The 18,629-nt window shown below is 39.1% G+C and carries 18 protein-coding genes; all 18 read right to left on the bottom strand.

Translation table 11 applies throughout. The features are described 5' to 3' along the window. Positions 1-37: 37 nt before the first annotated feature. On the bottom strand, positions 38-469 hold the full coding sequence (locus tag AC1DEF_RS03975) for a YlbF/YmcA family competence regulator (protein WP_013058797.1): 432 nt from the start codon (positions 467-469) through the stop codon (positions 38-40). Between the two features lies 1 nt (position 470). Then, positions 471-2,000 carry a tRNA (N6-isopentenyl adenosine(37)-C2)-methylthiotransferase MiaB gene (gene miaB, locus AC1DEF_RS03970; protein WP_013084741.1) on the bottom strand — a complete coding sequence of 510 codons (1,530 nt, stop codon included), beginning with the start codon at positions 1,998-2,000 and terminating at the stop codon, positions 471-473. A gap of 498 nt (positions 2,001-2,498) precedes the next feature. Next, on the bottom strand, positions 2,499-3,365 hold the full coding sequence (locus AC1DEF_RS03965) for a 2-oxoacid:ferredoxin oxidoreductase subunit beta (RefSeq protein WP_013058799.1): 867 nt from the start codon (positions 3,363-3,365) through the stop codon (positions 2,499-2,501). Further along, positions 3,352-5,109 carry a 2-oxoacid:acceptor oxidoreductase subunit alpha gene (locus tag AC1DEF_RS03960; protein ID WP_097824485.1) on the bottom strand — a complete coding sequence of 586 codons (1,758 nt, stop codon included), beginning with the start codon at positions 5,107-5,109 and terminating at the stop codon, positions 3,352-3,354. The genes AC1DEF_RS03965 and AC1DEF_RS03960 overlap by 14 nt, the downstream gene beginning before the upstream one ends. A 17-nt stretch (positions 5,110-5,126) precedes the next feature. Then, positions 5,127-5,303, bottom strand: coding sequence for a hypothetical protein (locus AC1DEF_RS03955; RefSeq protein WP_157842229.1), 177 nt, complete (start codon positions 5,301-5,303; stop codon positions 5,127-5,129). Positions 5,304-5,489: 186 nt separating this feature from the next. Further along, positions 5,490-6,407, bottom strand: a complete 918-nt coding sequence (locus AC1DEF_RS03950; RefSeq protein ID WP_097824486.1) for a dipeptidase — start codon at positions 6,405-6,407, stop codon at positions 5,490-5,492. 75 nt (positions 6,408-6,482) lie between these two features. Next, the gene (gene spoVS, locus AC1DEF_RS03945) at positions 6,483-6,743 is read right to left on the bottom strand and encodes a stage V sporulation protein SpoVS (protein WP_003181955.1); all 261 of its coding nucleotides are present in this window, start codon (positions 6,741-6,743) and stop codon (positions 6,483-6,485) included. Positions 6,744-6,966: 223 nt separating this feature from the next. After that, positions 6,967-7,764, bottom strand: a complete 798-nt coding sequence (locus tag AC1DEF_RS03940; RefSeq protein WP_043976551.1) for a TIGR00282 family metallophosphoesterase — start codon at positions 7,762-7,764, stop codon at positions 6,967-6,969. An 81-nt stretch (positions 7,765-7,845) separates the two neighbouring features. Further along, positions 7,846-9,408, bottom strand: a complete 1,563-nt coding sequence (gene rny, locus AC1DEF_RS03935) for a ribonuclease Y (protein ID WP_176521306.1) — start codon at positions 9,406-9,408, stop codon at positions 7,846-7,848. A gap of 277 nt (positions 9,409-9,685) precedes the next feature. Then, complete coding sequence (gene recA, locus AC1DEF_RS03930) at positions 9,686-10,723, bottom strand: recombinase RecA (protein ID WP_013058804.1); 1,038 nt, start codon at positions 10,721-10,723, stop codon at positions 9,686-9,688. A 199-nt stretch (positions 10,724-10,922) separates the two neighbouring features. Continuing rightward, positions 10,923-12,164 (bottom strand): competence/damage-inducible protein A, encoded by a 1,242-nt coding sequence (locus AC1DEF_RS03925; RefSeq protein WP_097824487.1) that lies wholly within the window; start codon positions 12,162-12,164, stop codon positions 10,923-10,925. 16 nt (positions 12,165-12,180) lie between these two features. After that, positions 12,181-12,765, bottom strand: a complete 585-nt coding sequence (pgsA, locus tag AC1DEF_RS03920; protein WP_013058806.1) for a CDP-diacylglycerol--glycerol-3-phosphate 3-phosphatidyltransferase — start codon at positions 12,763-12,765, stop codon at positions 12,181-12,183. Positions 12,766-12,909: 144 nt separating this feature from the next. Then, positions 12,910-13,893: a helix-turn-helix domain-containing protein gene (locus AC1DEF_RS03915; protein WP_230183194.1), complete on the bottom strand. Its 984-nt coding sequence runs from the start codon at positions 13,891-13,893 to the stop codon at positions 12,910-12,912. 12 nt (positions 13,894-13,905) lie between these two features. After that, the gene (locus tag AC1DEF_RS03910) at positions 13,906-14,697 is read right to left on the bottom strand and encodes a DUF3388 domain-containing protein (RefSeq protein ID WP_013058808.1); all 792 of its coding nucleotides are present in this window, start codon (positions 14,695-14,697) and stop codon (positions 13,906-13,908) included. 213 nt (positions 14,698-14,910) lie between these two features. After that, positions 14,911-15,171 (bottom strand): DUF3243 domain-containing protein, encoded by a 261-nt coding sequence (locus AC1DEF_RS03905; protein ID WP_013058809.1) that lies wholly within the window; start codon positions 15,169-15,171, stop codon positions 14,911-14,913. Positions 15,172-15,236: 65 nt separating this feature from the next. Next, complete coding sequence (gene ymfI / locus AC1DEF_RS03900; protein ID WP_097824489.1) at positions 15,237-15,962, bottom strand: elongation factor P 5-aminopentanone reductase; 726 nt, start codon at positions 15,960-15,962, stop codon at positions 15,237-15,239. 63 nt (positions 15,963-16,025) lie between these two features. Then, positions 16,026-17,309, bottom strand: coding sequence for an EF-P 5-aminopentanol modification-associated protein YfmH (gene yfmH / locus AC1DEF_RS03895; RefSeq protein ID WP_176521308.1), 1,284 nt, complete (start codon positions 17,307-17,309; stop codon positions 16,026-16,028). Then, the gene (gene yfmF / locus AC1DEF_RS03890; protein WP_013058812.1) at positions 17,296-18,591 is read right to left on the bottom strand and encodes an EF-P 5-aminopentanol modification-associated protein YfmF; all 1,296 of its coding nucleotides are present in this window, start codon (positions 18,589-18,591) and stop codon (positions 17,296-17,298) included. The genes yfmH and yfmF overlap by 14 nt, the downstream gene beginning before the upstream one ends. Positions 18,592-18,629 lie beyond the last annotated feature (38 nt).

The following is an 18,629-nucleotide window of genomic DNA, read 5'->3' as shown; positions in this document are numbered from 1 at the left end:
CAAAAAAATGCCTCAGCAAATTGCTGAGGCATTTTTTTTATGAGCAGCTAGATCCAGGGCTGTTTCGCACCTGTGAACCTGTTTCACCGCGCAGTAAATCACCATCTGTTGACACAATAATTTCATCCGTTACTGTGTTTGAAATAGTGTTAGCAACAAGTTGAAGCAAATCATTCACGTTTATTTGAGACTCTTGAAACTGCTGAATAATCGGCAGTTCATCCAGCTCTTCCTGTAAACGATCGATTTTTGCCTCCACTTGTTTTAACGCTTCTGTTTTACCATAATGTTGGAAATTAACAGCTTGTTTTTGCAAACTTTTAATACTTGCAATGGTTTCACGCACTTTTTGATTTTCGTTAAGCTGAGCTTCGGCACGCTTGAAGAAATCTACTTCTTCTGTTTCAGCAATCATTTTTGCCAGCTCTTGAGCACGTTTAATTACGTCACTCTTGTTATACTGCGCCATATTACTTCACCTCTGCTGTTTCTTCTACCATTTCCCCGTTTAATGTCCATGTTTTGGCTTTTGTAACTTTTACTTTTACAAGTTGCCCAATTACTGACTTAGGTGCTTTGAAGTTTACAAGCTTACTTTTTTCCGTGTAGCCTGCTAATACTTCCGGATTATTTTTACTTTCACCTTCTACTAATACTTCGACAACTTTACCTTCATATTCCTTCAATTTCTTTGCAGAAATTTCATTTACAAGAGCATTTAAGCGTTGAAGACGCTCTTTTTTCACTTCCATTGGTACGTTGTCTTGCATCTTAGCAGCTGGCGTACCTTCACGAGGTGAATAAATAAATGTATAAGCACTATCGAATTCAACCTCACGGTATAGCGACATTGTTTCTTCAAACTGCTCATCCGTTTCATTTGGGAAACCAACAATAATATCAGTTGTTAATGATGCTGTTGGAATGGCTTCTTTAATTTTACGAACAAGCTCTAAATAATGTTCACGAGAATATTTTCGTGCCATAATTTTTAAGATATCACTGCTTCCTGATTGAACAGGCAAATGAATGTGGTCGACAAGATTTCCGCCTTTAGCAAGAACTTCAATTAAACGGTCATCAAAGTCGCGAGGATGACTTGTTGTAAAACGGATACGAGCAACGTCAATTTTACGGATTTCGTCCATTAAGTCGCCTAGGCCGTACGTTATGTCTTCAAAATCTTTTCCATATGCATTAACATTTTGACCTAAAAGCGTAATTTCTTTGTAGCCTTGAGCAGCTAAGTGACGTACTTCTTGGATAATGTCTTCTGGACGGCGGCTTCGTTCTTTTCCTCGCGTATACGGAACGATACAGTACGTACAGAACTTGTCACAGCCGTACATGATGTTAACCCATGCTTTGACGCTGCCTTTACGTGCTCTTGGAAGGTTTTCAATAACGTCCCCTTCTTTAGACCATACTTCAATCACCATTTCTTTTGCTAAGTATGCTTCGTTTAAAATGTGAGGCAAACGGTGAATGTTGTGTGTACCAAAAATCATATCCACGTGCTGATGTTTTTGTAAAATTTTATTTACAACTGACTCTTCTTGAGACATACATCCGCAGACGCCGATTAATAGCTCAGGGCGCTCGCGCTTTAAGGCCTTCAAGTGTCCTAATTCACCAAACACTTTATTTTCCGCATTTTCACGGATCGCACACGTATTCAATAAAATAACATGAGCATCTTCAACAGAGTCAGTTGGCTCGTAGCCAAGGCCTAGAAAAATACCAGCCATTACTTCTGTATCGTGCTCATTCATTTGACAGCCGTACGTACGGATATAAAATTTACGTCCCTGTCCCATTCCATGAAACTGTTCATCGATTGCAAAATCATTGTGATAGGAAACTTCTTCTTTCCCTCGTTTTTTCGCATCTTTTAAAGAAGGTGGCATGTATACTGTTTGAAAATATTTACTGTAATCCTTTTCGGATTTTTTGTCCGCTGGATTAACTTGGTTGCTTTCTAAACGTTGTTTTTCGTTCATAAAAAAATCTCCTTTCGCCATGACAATTGTCACGTTGCACCTGTAAATCGCAAAAAAATGTGACAGCCTTATGCTTATGCATAAAACTCATCACATTAACATAGTATATAACTTTCAAGTAGCGAACACAATCATATACCTATTTTCTATACCTGTTTCGTTAAAATTTCTTTCGACTTTCGAAACATTTATTAAATAACAAAAAGAGATTGATACATAACTAAATTAATCTATTTTAGAGACGAACAAATGGGATAAAAGAGCTCATAGAAACTCGCTTATTACACCGCTGTTGATTTCTGTGCAAAACTTCTCTTTCGGCGAGCGGCCGATGAGCCTTCTCCTAGCTCTCCAATTAACAGCTAGAAGCCACTCCCTACATGAAACATACGTTCGCTATCACTATGAAAAAATCCGAACGAGTTGGATTCTCCATCAAGAATCTCAGTTCACCGTTCGGATTTTCCCTCTACTAAACTGCTTTTATTGCAGCCTCTTTTACATAAATTCAGCTACTAGCTCATCAAATTTTTCCTCAGTCATACCTAAGTCTGCTTTTGACAGCGGCTCTTCACTATAACCATGAACAAGCTGCTGATACGACGGCTGATGCGCATTTTGATAAATAAGCCCTGTTACTAAGCCGTTATGCTCCATTAACGTCTGCATAGCTTGCATACGATTGTTTGCATCATAACCTTCAATTGTGCTAAGACTAGTTAGGTTTTCTTTAAACCAATCATACGTGTTCACTTTGTTATACGTTACGCACGGGCTAAATACGTTAATTAAGGAAAAACCTTTATGCTGGATGCCTTGTTCAATTAAGCTTGTTAACTCTTTTAAATTCGTTGAAAAGCTTTGCGCCACAAACGTTGCTCCAGAAGTTAACGCAAGCTCCATGACAGATAAAGACGACTCGATTGATCCTTCAGGCGTACTTTTTGTCTTGAATCCTACTTCACTGCGAGGAGATGTTTGTCCTTTTGTTAAACCATAGATTTGGTTATCCATTACGATATACGTTACATCGATGTTTCGGCGAATCGCATGTACCGTGTGTCCCATACCTATAGCAAACCCATCTCCATCACCGCCAGATGCGATAACGGTTAAGTCACGATTAGCCATTTTTACACCTTGAGCGATTGGAAGCGCACGTCCGTGAATACCATGAAAACCATATGAATTAATATAACCAGAGATACGTCCAGAACATCCAATACCTGAAATAACAGCAAGCTCATGAGGTTCTAAACCTACGTTAGCAGATGCGCGTTGAATGGCTGCCTGTACGGAGAAATCTCCACACCCCGGACACCAGTTAGGTTTTACACTGTTACGAAAATCTTTAAACGTTGCCATTTAACACAAACATCTCCTTACTTTTTGCGTATACTTCTTGCGGAAGAAATGGATTTCCATCATACTTCAATACGCTTTGAATTTTATCATGACTTGCAATATTCATTTTTAAAATATTAGCAAGCTGTCCAGTAGCATTGTTTTCAACGACGACTACTTTTTTAGCTCCTTGCACGTAAGGAAGCAGTTCGTCAGCTGGGAACGGATGAATCAAACGAATGTGAGCGTGATTTACTTTTATACCGTCCTGTTCCAAACGTCCCATTGCCTCTTCAATAACTCCACGCGTCGAATTAAATCCAACAAATAAAATATCAGACTCTTTTTCATGAGAGTGAACATGAATTGGCGTATTAAAACGAATTCCTTTTGTTTTACGAAGACGCTTATTCATTTGATCATCGCGGTTCACCGGAGATTCAGATGGCTTTCCTGTCTCATCATGTTCTACTCCCGTCACGTGATGAATGCCATGCTTCATTCCTGGAATGACGCGTGGTGATACGCCGTCTTCTGTTACGCGGTAGCGCTTGTAGTATTGTTTTTCTTCCAGCTCTTCTAGCTCTCCTTGCTGAAGCTTACCGCGGCGGATTTCAACGCGATTATAGTCAAGCGGTTCTACTGATTGCTTCCCAAGTGAAAGCTGTAAATCCGTTAGCATAATAACTGGGCACTGATATTCTTCTGCTAAGTTAAACGCTTCAATCGTATCGTAGAATGCTTCTTCAACCGTACTTGGCGCCATGACGATCTTCGGAATTTCACCGTGCGTACCGTAAATCATGGCCATTAAATCAGACTGTTCTTGCTTAGTTGGAAGACCTGTACTTGGCCCGCCGCGCTGAGTATCTATAATCACAACAGGCTGCTCAGTGATTCCTGCTAATCCAATCGACTCCATCATTAAGGATAAACCTGGTCCAGCTGATGCTGTCAGCGCACGTACGCCTGCATAGTTAGCTCCGATAGCCATCGTACATGCTGCGATTTCATCTTCTGTTTGAATAACGGTTCCACCAAATTGAGGAAGCTTTTTAATTAAGTATTCCATGATTTCTGAAGCAGGAGTAATTGGATATGCTGGCATAAAACGAGCCCCACCGGCTAAAGCACCCAGCGCAATCGCATCGTTTCCAATCATAAACATACGTTTTTTACCATCCGCTGGATCTAGTTTCATTGTTTCTAATTGTTCGCCTAGCTGTTCACGAATGTAATCTGCACCTTTTTTAATAGCTTCCATGTTTTTTTGTACAACTTTTTGGCCCTTTTTACCGAAGATTTCAAGTACTACTTCTTCAAATACTTCTGTGTCAATATGAAGCACAGCACTTGAAGCGCCTACAGCAACCATGTTCTTCATTAGCGACGTTCCTAATTCCGTTGCAATTTCCGTAAACGGAACAGCATATAGCGTAGCAGTTGTACATGTTTCGGGCAGACTTGGGTTAAATTTCGCATCTGCAATTACAACGCCTCCTGCGCGCAGCTCATGGACGTTTACATCGATTGTTTCCTGATCGAACGCAACTAAAATATCCAAATCATCTGACACAGATCGAACTTGAGTTGTACTCACTCGAATCTTATTATTTGTATGTCCACCTTTGATACGAGAAGAAAAATGACGATAGCCGTATAAGTAATAACCTAATCGATTTAAAGCGGTTGAAAAAATTTCTCCCGTACTTTCGATTCCCTCACCCTGCTGTCCGCCAACTTTCCATGAAAGTTGCTGTACCATAAATCAACGCCACTCCTTTAATTGCTTATAATATAGAAATCTATTTTATTGATAAAAACTGAAAAAAGTAAATTAGCAAACGATTTCATTTGCTTCTGCATTTCACCAACCAAAATCATCTGCAAAACTCCCACAGCACCTTGTGGCTGTGCAGGATACGTTTCTGCTTGAGCAGCTCCATAATCCGTTTTCAATTTTATTCCGATTGCCAGAAAAATGCAACCCTTTCCATTGAATTCTCAATCGTTTTAATTATATTTATATTTAATGAATAAGATGAAGTTTTTTAATGATCTTTTCTGTCTTTACATGAGGCATTAGTATATAAATAACTTCTATAAAAAAGAGCTTTTCCAAGAAGAAAAAGCTCTTTTTTTTTATTAGCTGCATACACGATCAGCAAAGTTTTGAAACAGAAAACGTTTTACCTGCTCCTCAGTGTAATGCTTAAGGAGTTCTTCGATTAAATTCGTATACTGTTCATATCTTCCGAGACGATGAACCGTTTTGTCAATGCCGTCAAAGTCAGAGCCAAAACCAACGGAGTATTCGCCTCCTCTTTCACACATGTAATCAAGATGACGGATCACATCCGCTATTTGCGTTTTGGCAGAACTCGTTAAAAATTCAGGCACAAACGTAATGCCAATCACGCCGTTTCGCTTTATTAAAGCATGAATTTGATCGTCTCTTAAATTCCGCGGATGAGAACACAATACGTGTGAATTGGAATGAGTAGCCACTACATATTGTGCTAGCTCAATCACATCCCAAAAACCTCTTACCGATAAATGAGATACATCCGTCCACACTTTATGTTCATTATTCAATTCAACAACTTCTCTTCCAAAAGAAGATAACCCCGCGCCTCGAGGTTCTAAAATACCGTCACACACGGTATTGCTATAATTCCATGTCAAACCTACTGAGCGTACACCCAGTGAAAACAGTGTCTTTAAGCGAACTAAACTGGTATCAATGGCATCGCAGCCTTCAAGCGTCAGCATTGCTCCTATTTCACCTTTTTTCAAGCTATCTATATCGCGTTTTGAACGAATCCATTTCACACCGGGAAGCGATAAAATATGACTTTGAAACAGCTGGATCATTTCTAACGCAACATCAAAGCGCTGAGCTGCCGGAACCGCTTCTGGAATATAAATAGCGAATAGCTGAACTTTCCCGTTTGCTTTTTTTATTCCTTCTAACGTCACATGCAGCGCTGAATCATATGTAAAAGATAAACGTTTATTTAACCAGAGCTTCATCAATACATCACAATGAGCATCAAATATCACAACCCACACCCCTTTAATTCTATACAAAAAGGACCTGTTTGGCTTCTATGCTTTACAGGTCCGTGGTTTTTATAATTATCGCGGCTCTACAATTAATTTAATGGCTGTTCGCTCTTCTCCATCAATTTGAATATCTGTAAAAGCTGGGATGCAGATTAAATCAACCCCACTTGGTGCAACGAACCCTCTTGCGATTGCTACAGCTTTTACTGCTTGATTAAGCGCCCCGGCCCCAATGGCTTGAATTTCTGCTGCGCCGCGTTCGCGCAGCACGCCTGCTAAGGCACCAGCAACTGAATTTGGATTAGACTTTGCTGAAACTTTTAATATTTCCATATCTAGCTCCTCCTTATTCTTTACAATGTATGATGAGAGATCATTAGACCAATGACTTAATTGATTTCAATGTTACTATATTCACGATATGTCAAACGTATTCCTGCTTGTTTTTCCTAAATATTCAAAAACTTATATTTCTACACCTTTCTTTTTTCTTTTTACGTTTTTGACAAAATAAAAAAGCCAACGTATCGTCTTTCGACACATTGACTTTTTCCCTTTATTCAAAAAACGGATGGTCTTCGTTAATTAAAATTCGCTCTGTTTTTGTTGCTTTCCCCGTCTTTTGATCAATATCAATAACGATTCCACTAAGCTGCGTTCTTCCTTCTTTTGGCACTTCAAATCGAACAGGAAGAGACGTTAAAAAACGCTTAATAACAGCTTCGCGCTCCATCCCTAAAATACCGTCATATGGTCCCGTCATTCCTACGTCAGAGATGTAGGCTGTTCCTTTTGGCAATATACGATTGTCAGCTGTTTGAACATGCGTATGAGTGCCGACAACAGCGCTGACACGACCGTCCACATACCAGCTAATCGCTTGCTTTTCACTTGTTGTTTCAGCATGAAAATCAATAAAAATGAGCGGAGTGCGCTGACGTGCTTCTTCAATCAGGTCATCTGCTTTTTGAAATGGACAATCAAGCGGAGCCATAAACGTGCGCCCTTGTAAATTAATCACGGCTACCTCAAGCTGATTGTACGTAAAATACGTAATTCCCTTGCCAGGTGTACCTTCAGGAAAATTAGCTGGACGAACAAGATTTTTTGCATCGTCAATAAAATCAAAAATTTCACGTTTGTCCCACGCGTGGTTACCAAGGGTAATAATATTAGCCCCTGCTTGCAAGAACTGACGATAAATCTTTTCAGTAATGCCTTTTCCTGAAGCTGCATTTTCTCCATTCACAATTGTAAGTCCCGGAGAGTATTTTCTTTTTAATCTTGGTAAATATTCTTCAACCATTTCACGGCCTGGAGAACCAACTACGTCTCCAATAAATAAAATTCTCATGTAAAAGCTCCTATACTTCATTCTTAATCTGCATCTTCATCTCTACGAAAAAAAATAAAGTGGCGAAACGCCACTTCATTTTTATTTTGCATACTCTACTGCTCTTGTTTCACGAATAACGGTTACTTTGATGTGGCCAGGATAATCCAGCTCATCTTCAATTCGTTTTCGGATATCTCGAGCAAGTCGATGCGCTTCTAGATCACCAATCGTATCTGGTTTCACCATAATACGAACTTCACGCCCTGCTTGAATCGCAAATGATTTTTCAACGCCTTCATAAGACTCTGAAATTTCTTCTAACTTTTCAAGACGACGAATATAGTTTTCTAACGTCTCACTGCGAGCACCTGGTCTTGCAGCAGATAATGCATCCGCTGCTGCAACTAGTACAGCAATGATTGATGTTGGTTCTGTATCTCCATGGTGAGAAGCAATCGCGTTAATAACAACCGGATGTTCTTTATACTTTGTAGCTAATTCAACACCGATTTCTACGTGACTTCCTTCTACCTCATGGTCAATTGCTTTACCAATATCATGTAACAATCCTGCTCGTTTGGCTAACGTTTCATCTTCACCTAATTCAGCAGCCATAAGTCCTGATAAATACGCTACTTCCATTGAATGTTTCAGCACATTTTGACCATAGCTTGTTCTGAATTTTAAGCGACCAAGAATTTTCATCAAGTCTGGGTGCAACCCGTGAACACCGACTTCAAACGTCGTTTGTTCACCAACTTCACGAATATATTCGTCCACTTCACGGCGAGATTTTTCAACCATTTCTTCAATACGCGCGGGATGGATACGACCATCTTGAACGAGTTTATCAAGTGCAATTCTTGCTGTCTCACGACGAATTGGGTCAAATCCTGATAAAATAACTGCTTCTGGCGTATCATCAATAATAAGATCAATTCCTGTCAAAGTTTCAAGCGTACGGATGTTTCGACCTTCTCGACCGATAATTCGGCCTTTCATTTCGTCATTTGGCAAGTTAACAACTGAGACAGTCGTTTCAGCAACATGATCTGCTGCGCAACGCTGAATAGCAAGTGAAAGAATTTCTTTCGCCTTTTTATCGGCGTCTTCTTTTGCACGGTTTTCTGTTTCTTTTACCATTATTGCAATATCGTGGGAAAGTTCATTTTCAACACGATCTAAAATAATCGCTCTTGCATCTTCTCTTGTTAAGCTTGAAATGCGCTCTAGCTCTGTTTGCTGTGCACGTACTACTTCTTCAACTTTGCTTTCCATCTCTTCAATATGCTGTTGTTTAACAGTAAGAGAATCATCTTTCTTTTCAAGTAACGCTTCACGTTTATCAAGTGATTCGTCTTTACGATCAAGATTTTCCTCTTTTTGCATTAATCGATTTTCTTGTTTTTGAAGTTCTGCTCGACGATCACGAATATCTTGTTCTGCCTCTGTACGAAGCTGATGGATTTCATCCTTCGCTTCTAGTAAAGCTTCTTTTTTCAAAGCTTCCGCCTCGCGGGTTCCTTCATCGATAATTTGTTCTGCACTAGACTTTGCTCCCGCAATTTTAGCTTCAGCAATCGATTTACAAACAAAAAAGCCAACAACTGCACCGACGATTAGGCCAAGCAAAGCGAAGATGATTGTATTAGTATCCATCATTTCACCTCCCCTTGCTATAAACTTGTAAGTTTTAAATTTCATGTCGGCATGTACATCGTATTCACCTTTCAATATACACACAAAGGCTTTTAAACGCTAAAATGTTTTAAAAAGGGAAAATATACATCTTAATTGTAAATCTGTGCATTTTTATTGTCAAGCCTGCCTCTACAGTATATATTGAAATTTCGTATGTTACTTTTCTATCATTAACAATTTTTACAAAAAAAAGACCCCTTCTTTGAAATAGAGGAGTCTTTTTTTATCTCGCAGCAAATTAAATATTTAAATCGCCTTGATCGTCATCCTCAGGAGCTGGCTCTCCATCTTGGTCTAAACCATGATGTTCACGCACTTGTCCCGCAATTTCCTGACGAATATCAGTATTTTCTTTTAAGAATTGTTTTGCATTTTCACGACCTTGACCTAGACGCTCGTCATTATATGAATACCAAGATCCACTTTTTTGAACAATATCTAGTTCAGAAGCGATATCCAAAATTTCACCCTCTTTTGAAATACCTTCTCCGTACATAATATCTACTTCAGCAGCACGGAAAGGCGGAGCTACTTTGTTTTTCACAACTTTAATTCTTGTTTTGTTACCTACAATATCGTTTCCTTGCTTTAACTGCTCTGCACGACGCACTTCTAGACGCACTGAAGAATAAAATTTAAGCGCACGTCCACCAGGAGTTGTTTCAGGATTACCAAACATAACGCCGACTTTTTCACGAATTTGGTTAATAAAGATAGCGATTGTTTTAGACTTGTTGATAGCTCCAGATAGTTTACGCAATGCTTGAGACATTAAACGAGCTTGTAGACCCACGTGAGAGTCTCCCATTTCTCCTTCAATTTCCGCTTTTGGCACTAATGCTGCTACTGAGTCAACAACGATAATATCTACTGCACCGCTTCGAACTAAAGCTTCAGCGATTTCTAAAGCTTGTTCTCCCGTATCAGGCTGAGATAATAATAGCTCATCAATATTCACACCTAATTTTTGAGCATATACAGGATCTAACGCGTGCTCCGCATCGATAAATGCAGCCTGTCCGCCCTGCTGTTGAACTTCTGCAATCGCATGAAGAGCAACTGTTGTTTTACCTGAGCTTTCTGGACCATATACTTCAACTACACGTCCACGTGGATATCCACCTACACCTAAAGCTATATCTAACGCTAATGAACCACTTGGAATTGTAGAAATTCTTTTTTCCGTTTGTTCACCTAATTTCATAATTGAACCTTTACCAAATTGCTTTTCAATTTGTTTTAAAGCCATATCAAGGGCTGCTTGACGATCGTTCACTCAATTTCCTCCTCTATCTCTTTGAAATCATCTATAAACTGCAAACTTACTACGATGTAGTAGCAATGTCGAATTAACAACTTTCTATAACTTACTATACTAGTTTTTGAGTCGTTTGACAAGCAAAAAGCGAATAAATGTTCGTTTATTATTTTATAAAAAAAAGGCTGTTTTGGAAAAACCAAACAGCCTTTTTTCTTTATTTCTTTATCATCTTTAATACGTAATGACAGCCATAATTAACCGTTCGTGAACGAATCCCCTGGCGGCTTCCAGATAGCTGCAGGCTGTAAACTTGAGGAGCTTGATCTTTATAGGCTACCCCTATATATACTGTTCCTACAGGATTTCCTTCTTGTTTGGAAGGTCCAGCTACACCTGTAAACCCGATGCCAATATCCGTTTTGCATAACTGTTGAATACGCTGAGCCATTTCAGCCGCGCACTGCTCGCTAACGGCTCCGTACTGATTCAGCGTGTGTTCGCTCACTCCGAGGATATTTTGCTTGATTTCATAATGATAGGCGACCAGGCTGCCTTTTACAGCTTCTCCAGCACCTGAAACAGTTGTTAAACGTTCGCTGAATAAACCGCCGGTTAAACTTTCGGCTGAAGCAATCGTTAATCCTTGCGCCGTTAATTCTTTTACCAATTCATTATGTAAAGAAGTTGCTTCGTATCCATATAAATACTCGCCTACGCGCTCTGAAATGGTTTTTTCCACTTCGTCTAACATGCGCTGTGCTTCAGCGGCATCAGCGTGCTTAGCAGTTAAGCGAAGAGTCACTTCTCCATCTCCTGCTAGCGGCGCAATCGTCGGGTTGGTTTGCGCATCAAGCAAATCTTCAATTTCCGTCTCAAGCTGTGATTCTCCTATTCCGAAAAAGCGAAGAACGCGTGATTCAATACTTTCTTTTAATTCAAGCTTTTGAGCTAAAAATTCTTGACCATACGATTCATACATTGGATAAAGCTCTTTTGGAGGCCCGGGGAATAGCATATAGTGTTTTCCCTCTACCGTAAGCCCCATACCTGGAGCCATTCCGTAATCGTTAGGAAGCACTGCCGAACCTTCTAGCACAATTGCCTGTTTTTTATTGTTAGGTGTCATGATACGATTTGACTGTTTGAAATAGGCTTCAATGCTTTCAAGTGCTTCTGCATTTGTTGTCAGCTCTACTCCTAGCACACTGGCAATTGTTTCTTTTGTTAAATCATCTTTTGTAGGACCAAGCCCGCCTGTGAAAATAATTAACTCCGCACGCCTTTGAGCTGTAGCAATCACTTCTTTTAAGCGCTGTGCATTATCTCCTACTACCGTATGATAGTAAACATTAATTCCAAGTTCGGCTAATTTTTTCGATAAATACTGAGCGTTTGTATTGGCAATTTGTCCAAGCAGCAGCTCAGAGCCGACTCCAATAATTTCAGCGTTCATCATATCATCTCCATCTTACTTATTTTGAGTTAACAAAAGCCTGTTTGTTTTTAGCAAAGTAGTCCCAGCCTGAAATAACCGTAAAAATCACTGAGATCCAAAGCATTACGCTAGCAAATGGAATGGAAACCCATTCAAAAGGCAAGTTATACAACAGAATAGCTGAAATAGCTAAAATTTGAGTCCATGTTTTAATTTTACCTAACATATTTGCTGCTACAACTTCCCCTTCCCCTGCTAGTACAAGTCTTAAACCAGTGATAGCAAATTCCCGGCTAATAATGATGATAGCAGCCCATCCTGCACCTGCAATTAAATCTAAGTCAACAATAGCTACAAGCGCAGCTGAAACCAATAGCTTGTCTGCTAGTGGATCTAAAAATTTGCCCAAGTTCGTGACTAAATCGTACTTTCGAGCATAGTATCCGTCTATCCAGTCTGTTGTAGATGCAATAATAAATAATGCTGCCCCTAATAGGTGAGCGATCGGAATCTCTTTTCCTGCCGCCTCTACTGTGCCAAATGGTAGCGGCACCATCATAAAAATGAGGAATACGGGAATTAGAAAAATCCGCGAAATGGTAATCTTGTTTGGTAAATTCACTTCTTCTGCCTCCAATTACTGTTACAAACTGAAAGCGTGCAAACGAAGTTGTTTGCACGGCTTTGGTTTTATTATAGCGTGAATGAGTGATTAATTCACATATTATCTTTATTTACACCCTGATCACTTTTTAAAACAGGGTATTTACTGTGCTTCTGCCGGCTGATATTGAATCGTTACAACTTGTCGAACTTGCTTGGATGAATCAAACGGCAAGTCAACCGCTTTTCCATTTACTTTTAACTCTACCCCAGGTGAATAACCGATGTTGACACGAGCTTCAGTTTCTTTCGTCAAATCAAATTCTTTTGTTTCACCTTTTTTTAGAATGGAGCTAAAGAAAGCATTTCCTTTTCCATTTTTCACATCTAACCAAGTATCTGCTTGAGTGGATGTTACTTCTAGATTAAATGCATCTGCACCGGAAAGAGCATACGTAGCACTTCTGCCTGTTTTTTGAACTTCCTTGTATTCTTGTTTACCGCTGTCTTTCTTTTCTTTTTCCGCTTTTTCTTTCTCAGCTTTTTCTTTTGCGGCTTTTTCTTTTTCAGCTTTTTCTTTTTCTTGTTCTTTCTTATCAGCAGCACTTTGTTCATCTTCTGAGTTGCTATTGTCATTTTTTGCAGTAGTTTCATTCGTTTCTTCCTGCGTGTTAGACTGCTGAACTTCGCTGTTTGGAGCTTCTTGGTTAGCCTGCTCCTTGTTTTTATCCGAGACGATATTTTGAGCGATTACCCAAATAATAATCCCAACAACTACAACTCCCGCCACCACTAGAACAGTTGGAAGGTAGTCATATGCTTTTGAAACTCCTTTTGTATGCTGAGGAATTTCTTTGCGGCTGCGAACGCGCGAAAGCTGCTGCGGCATGTCTTCTGTTTGAGTTGAAGGAATGTCTGATTTGTATTCTTCAAAAATAGCATCTGTGTCCAACCCAATTGCTTCGCAGTATTGCTTAATAAACGCTCGTACGTAAAATTTCCCAGGCATAACCTCATAATTGCCTTCTTCAATGCCAAGTAAATAGCGTTTTTGAATTTTCGTTAGTTTTTGTAAATCTTCTAACGACAATCCTTTGCTTTCTCGTTCTTGTCTTAACCTTTGTCCTAACTCTGTCAATGCTAACACCTACCAATTATGCTAAAAATCAAACATCGATAATCCACCGTCTTGAAACATTTGAGGACCTTCCATTATTTCATATGTAATTTTCTCATTGGGGTCGTTTCTTATTTCAATAATGTAGGCAAAATCATCTAACGAATACTCGGTATTTTGTACAAATACATCCGGATGCTCCACAATTTTTGTCGCGGGTACATTCATTACTTCTCGTACAAGCTGCCAGTGCTTTTCATTCGCTCGTTTTGTCGATACAATCCCGTCAATAATAAAAATATTATCGGCGTTGTATTCGTCAGCAATAAGCTGACTGCGAATCGTTTGTTTTAAGAGTGTAGAAGACACAAAAAGCCACCTTTTGTTCGCACATACGCTAGCTGCTACAATGGATTCGGTTTTGCCTACTCGCGGCATACCTCGAATGCCGATAAGCTTATGACCGTCTTGTTTAAACAGTTCCGCCATAAAATCTACGAGCAAACCTAATTCATCTCTTACGAAACGGAACGTCTTTTTATCATCTGCGTCCCGCTGAATATAGCGGCCGTGACGCACTGCTAACTTATCACGCAATTTAGGCGGTCTCATTTTTGTCACAATGATATTATCCATTGTTTTCAAAATAGATTCAAGCCTGTCTATTTGCTCATGTGAATCACAGCGCAGCAATAATCCGCGGCGAATATCATCCACTCCATTAATTGTGACAATATTAATTGACAACATTCCAAGAAGCGATGAAATATCACCTAAAAGACCCGGACGATTTTTTTGTATTTGATATTCTAAATACCACTCAATTTTCTCCATCAAACCCCTCCCATTTCTTGGCTGGCCTTCGAGAGGTGCCCCCTTTTTTTCACCTAGTTTAACTATAAATGATTTCCATTATATTATAAACCCTAAAGACAAGTAGTTCTACATTTGTTATGTATGTAAGCGCTTATTTATTTGTACTATTTATTTCTAAGAAAAAAGGAGCTCTCACACGCGGTGAATTAGCTCCTTTTTAGAAACGATAACTTATTTTACTGATCCGTTATTTTGAACTAATTTCACCATGCTGCTCGCAATCGCATGCTGCTCTTCTTTAGAAGCAACGCTCCAAAGGTCTGCTAAAATTCGCTCTTGATCATTTTTTGCATCAACTTGGTTTGCTAAATATCCACCAATTTGATAAGCAAGATCATGAATAACTTCTTCTTGCATTCCTTCGTTTTGCGCATGATGTAAACGGTCGCCTAAAAAATCTTTCCAGCTATCCCAGTTTTCTAATACTGACATGAGTAGCCCTCCTTAAGGTTTATTCATATCATAGTTTGTACCTTGTTTTTGATTTTATGCACACTTTATATGTACCAACCGCCATTAACCGATAATATTTGTCCCGTTATGTAGGAAGCTCGTGAAGATATTAAATATGAAACCGCCTCTGCCACTTCTTTTGGATATCCTATTCTTCCTAAAGGGATCTCTTCAGCCAGCTCTTTGACCTCTTCTTTTGAATAGCTGGCCATCATATCCGTTTCAATCGCTCCGGGCGCAACTCCATTTACTCGAACCCCACTTAGTGCAACCTCTTTCGCCAAAGCTTTTACAAATGTATTTTGTGCACCTTTTACCATTGAATAAAGGACTTCAAATGAAGCTCCTGTAAGTCCCCAAATGGAAGAAATCATGATGATTTGTCCGCTTTTAGCACTAATCATTTTAGGTAATAAAGCTTTGGTAATAACAAAGGGAGCCGTGATGTGAAGATAGATCATTTCTTCAGTTTCTTTTGCCGGAGTATCTGTCATTAACCCGCTAACGCTTCGTCCGCTGTTATGAATAATAACTTCTACCGGAACAATAATTTCCTCTAAAAACTTCTCCACTCCCTCTTTACATGATAAATCCGCTTGTACCGTAAACACGGTTTTTACCTTTTCAGCAAGCTCATGTGCAAGCGCCTCTATTCTGTCTCTTCGGTGATGGTAATGCAAAATAAGGGAATATCCATCCTCAGCCAATTGCTTAGCAATCGCTGTGCCAATTCCTCCGCTTGCACCTGTCACAAGGGCAAATTTCTCCATAACCTTCTCTCCTTTACATGCAAAAAAGCTGATGAACATCAGCTTTTTTGGCAACAATCATCTTTATTTAGGTACTACTTCACAAACCGTAAAGTTCTTTTCATCAATAATCTCGTTTAGCACATCTTTTATTTCGTTCACCTTCAGTTTTTCCAGCGTTTCAACAATATCAAATAAATTCATATCATTAAATGCATAGCGTGTAAACTGATTAGCGATAAACTCAGGTGAGTTTAATGAACGTAAAAATCCGCCAATTTTCTTTTTACGGATATGCTCAAGCTCCTCTTCTGTTAGTGATTTTGTTTTCATTTCAAGTAAAATTTGTTTAACTCGATCATACAGCTGCTCCGGTTGGTCCGTATCTCCTCCGATAAGAGCAAAACCAAATCCTCTTTCCTCCGTATAATCATAAGCAAATGTTTCATCAATGAGCCCGTCTGCATATAATTCCTCATAGTACGAAGAGCTTTTTCCAAATGCGTAATCTAAAATAATATTCATTGCTAACTCATATTTAAGCATTTCTCCACCTGAACGCTGCGGATTTTTCGCTTTTAGGCCCACCATACATTTAGAAGACTGCACCGGCATTTTTAGTACTTGTTTTTCTTGATCCACCGTTTCAGGCTCTTCGTCAAAATGACGCTGTATGTCAGAGATTTCTTTATAATCTTTTTTCTGCTGATTGTCTCGGACTTGCTTCATTACTTTTTCCGCATCAACAGGACCTACAATGAACAACAGCATGTTGCTTGGATGGTAGAACGTTTCATAGCATGTATACAGCAAATCTTTATTAATATGTGAAATCGATTCGATCGTGCCGGCAATATCAATTTTAACAGGGTGGTTTTTGTACATATTTTGAATGGTGCCAAAATACAAGCGCCAGTCCGGATTGTCGTCATACATTGTAATTTCTTGACCGATAATGCCTTTTTCTTTTTCGACCGTTTTTTCTGAGAAGTACGGCTCTTGTACAAAGTCCACTAATGTTTCAAGGTTTTCTTCAAAATTTGACGTACAGCTGAATAAGTAAGCTGTGCGGGTAAAAGAAGTAAATGCATTGGCCGAAGCGCCTTGTTTACTAAACTGCTGAAAGACATCCCCGTCTTCTTTTTCAAATAATTTATGCTCTAAAAAGTGTGCGATTCCGTCCGGAACTTTTGTCATTTCATTTTCATTTAGCGGTACGAATTGATTGTCAATCGATCCGTAGTTCGTTGTAAAGGTAGCAAACGTTTTGTTAAACTCCGGCTTTGGCAAAATATATACCTGTAGCCCGTTATCCATTTTTTCATGATACAGCTGTTCCTGAAGCTGCGAAAATTCAATTTTCTCCATTTTCTTCACCGCCCGTTCCTGTTAAGAAATAAATTGTATCCATTTCAATTTTCTCAGCCACTTTAATAATTTCCTGCTTAGATACCGCATCAATATGCTTTAAATATTCGTCAATTGAAATGTCTTTGCCTGTTAATTCATTATGATACATAACCTCTACTAGTCCTCGTGGAGTATCCACCGTTTCAAGCAGCTGATTGTGAATGACGGCTTTTGTTTGAGCGATTTCGCCGTCTGTGAACGACCCTTGCTTCATCTCCTGCATTTGTTCTTTAATAATGGTCACGGCTTGGTCGTAATTTTTAGCATCAATACCCGACATGACCATCAGTAACCCCTTATGACTTTCTACCCTTGAAGCGGCATAATAGGCCAAGCTTGCTTTTTCACGCACATTGATAAATAGCTTAGAATGTGAGAAACCTCCGAATATACCGTTAAATACTTGCAGAGCAAAATACTGTCTATCTCCGTATACAACATTTGTACGGTAGCCAATATTTAATTTCCCTTGTTTTACTTCTTGTTTTTCCACTACTTCATTTACTTTTGAGATATCTTTAGACGTAATAGAATCTTCAATGTCTTTTTGCTCGCGCTTTGGTAACGTAAATGTTTCTTTTACTGTTTGTAAAACCTCTTCGACTTGCAAATCTCCAATAGCATAAAGGTGAATGGCATCTTCTTTTAACACCTGCTGATAATAGGCGTACAAACTTTCACCTGTAATTTCTTCCACGTCGTCAATTTGACCGTTTACATGTAAAGAGTAAGGTTCTTCTTTACACATTTCTTCGACTAGTCTTAAATTAGCATAGCGCATTTTATCATCAAATACGGCTTGAATTCTCTGACGAAGCGAACGCTTTTCTTTTGTCATAATATCCTTTAAAAAAGAGTCCCCTTCAACTGCTGGCTTTAATAAAATATCGCCAAGAAGCGCTAACGCTTTTTGCAAAAGCGGAGTTGAATCTTTCAAATATTTTTCATTCGCTATATCAATGCGAATCGTAATATCGTGGTTATCACCTTTTTTTGTTAAGTCTACTTGTAAAGTAGCACCATAAAGCTCATCTAAATATGTACGAAGCTTTGTCGTAGACGGCAGCGACTCGGTAGCGCTTTGAAGCACATAAGGTAAAAGGGCACGCATTGTCACCGTTTTCTTATCTAAAGGGGCATTTAGTTTTAAAATGAACGTGTTTGTTTTGTACTTAGCTGTTTGAATGGTATGAACAGTCAATCCTTCTAGTTCATGTTTTTGTTCAGTCAATAATTTCATATATAAACCTCCTTTTAAATTTTGATGTATTAACTAGA

The sequence above is a fragment of the Priestia sp. 10L35 genome (assembly GCF_056395685.1).
Note: the sequence above shows the minus strand (reverse complement) of the source record. Positions and strands in the feature narration are given on the sequence as shown.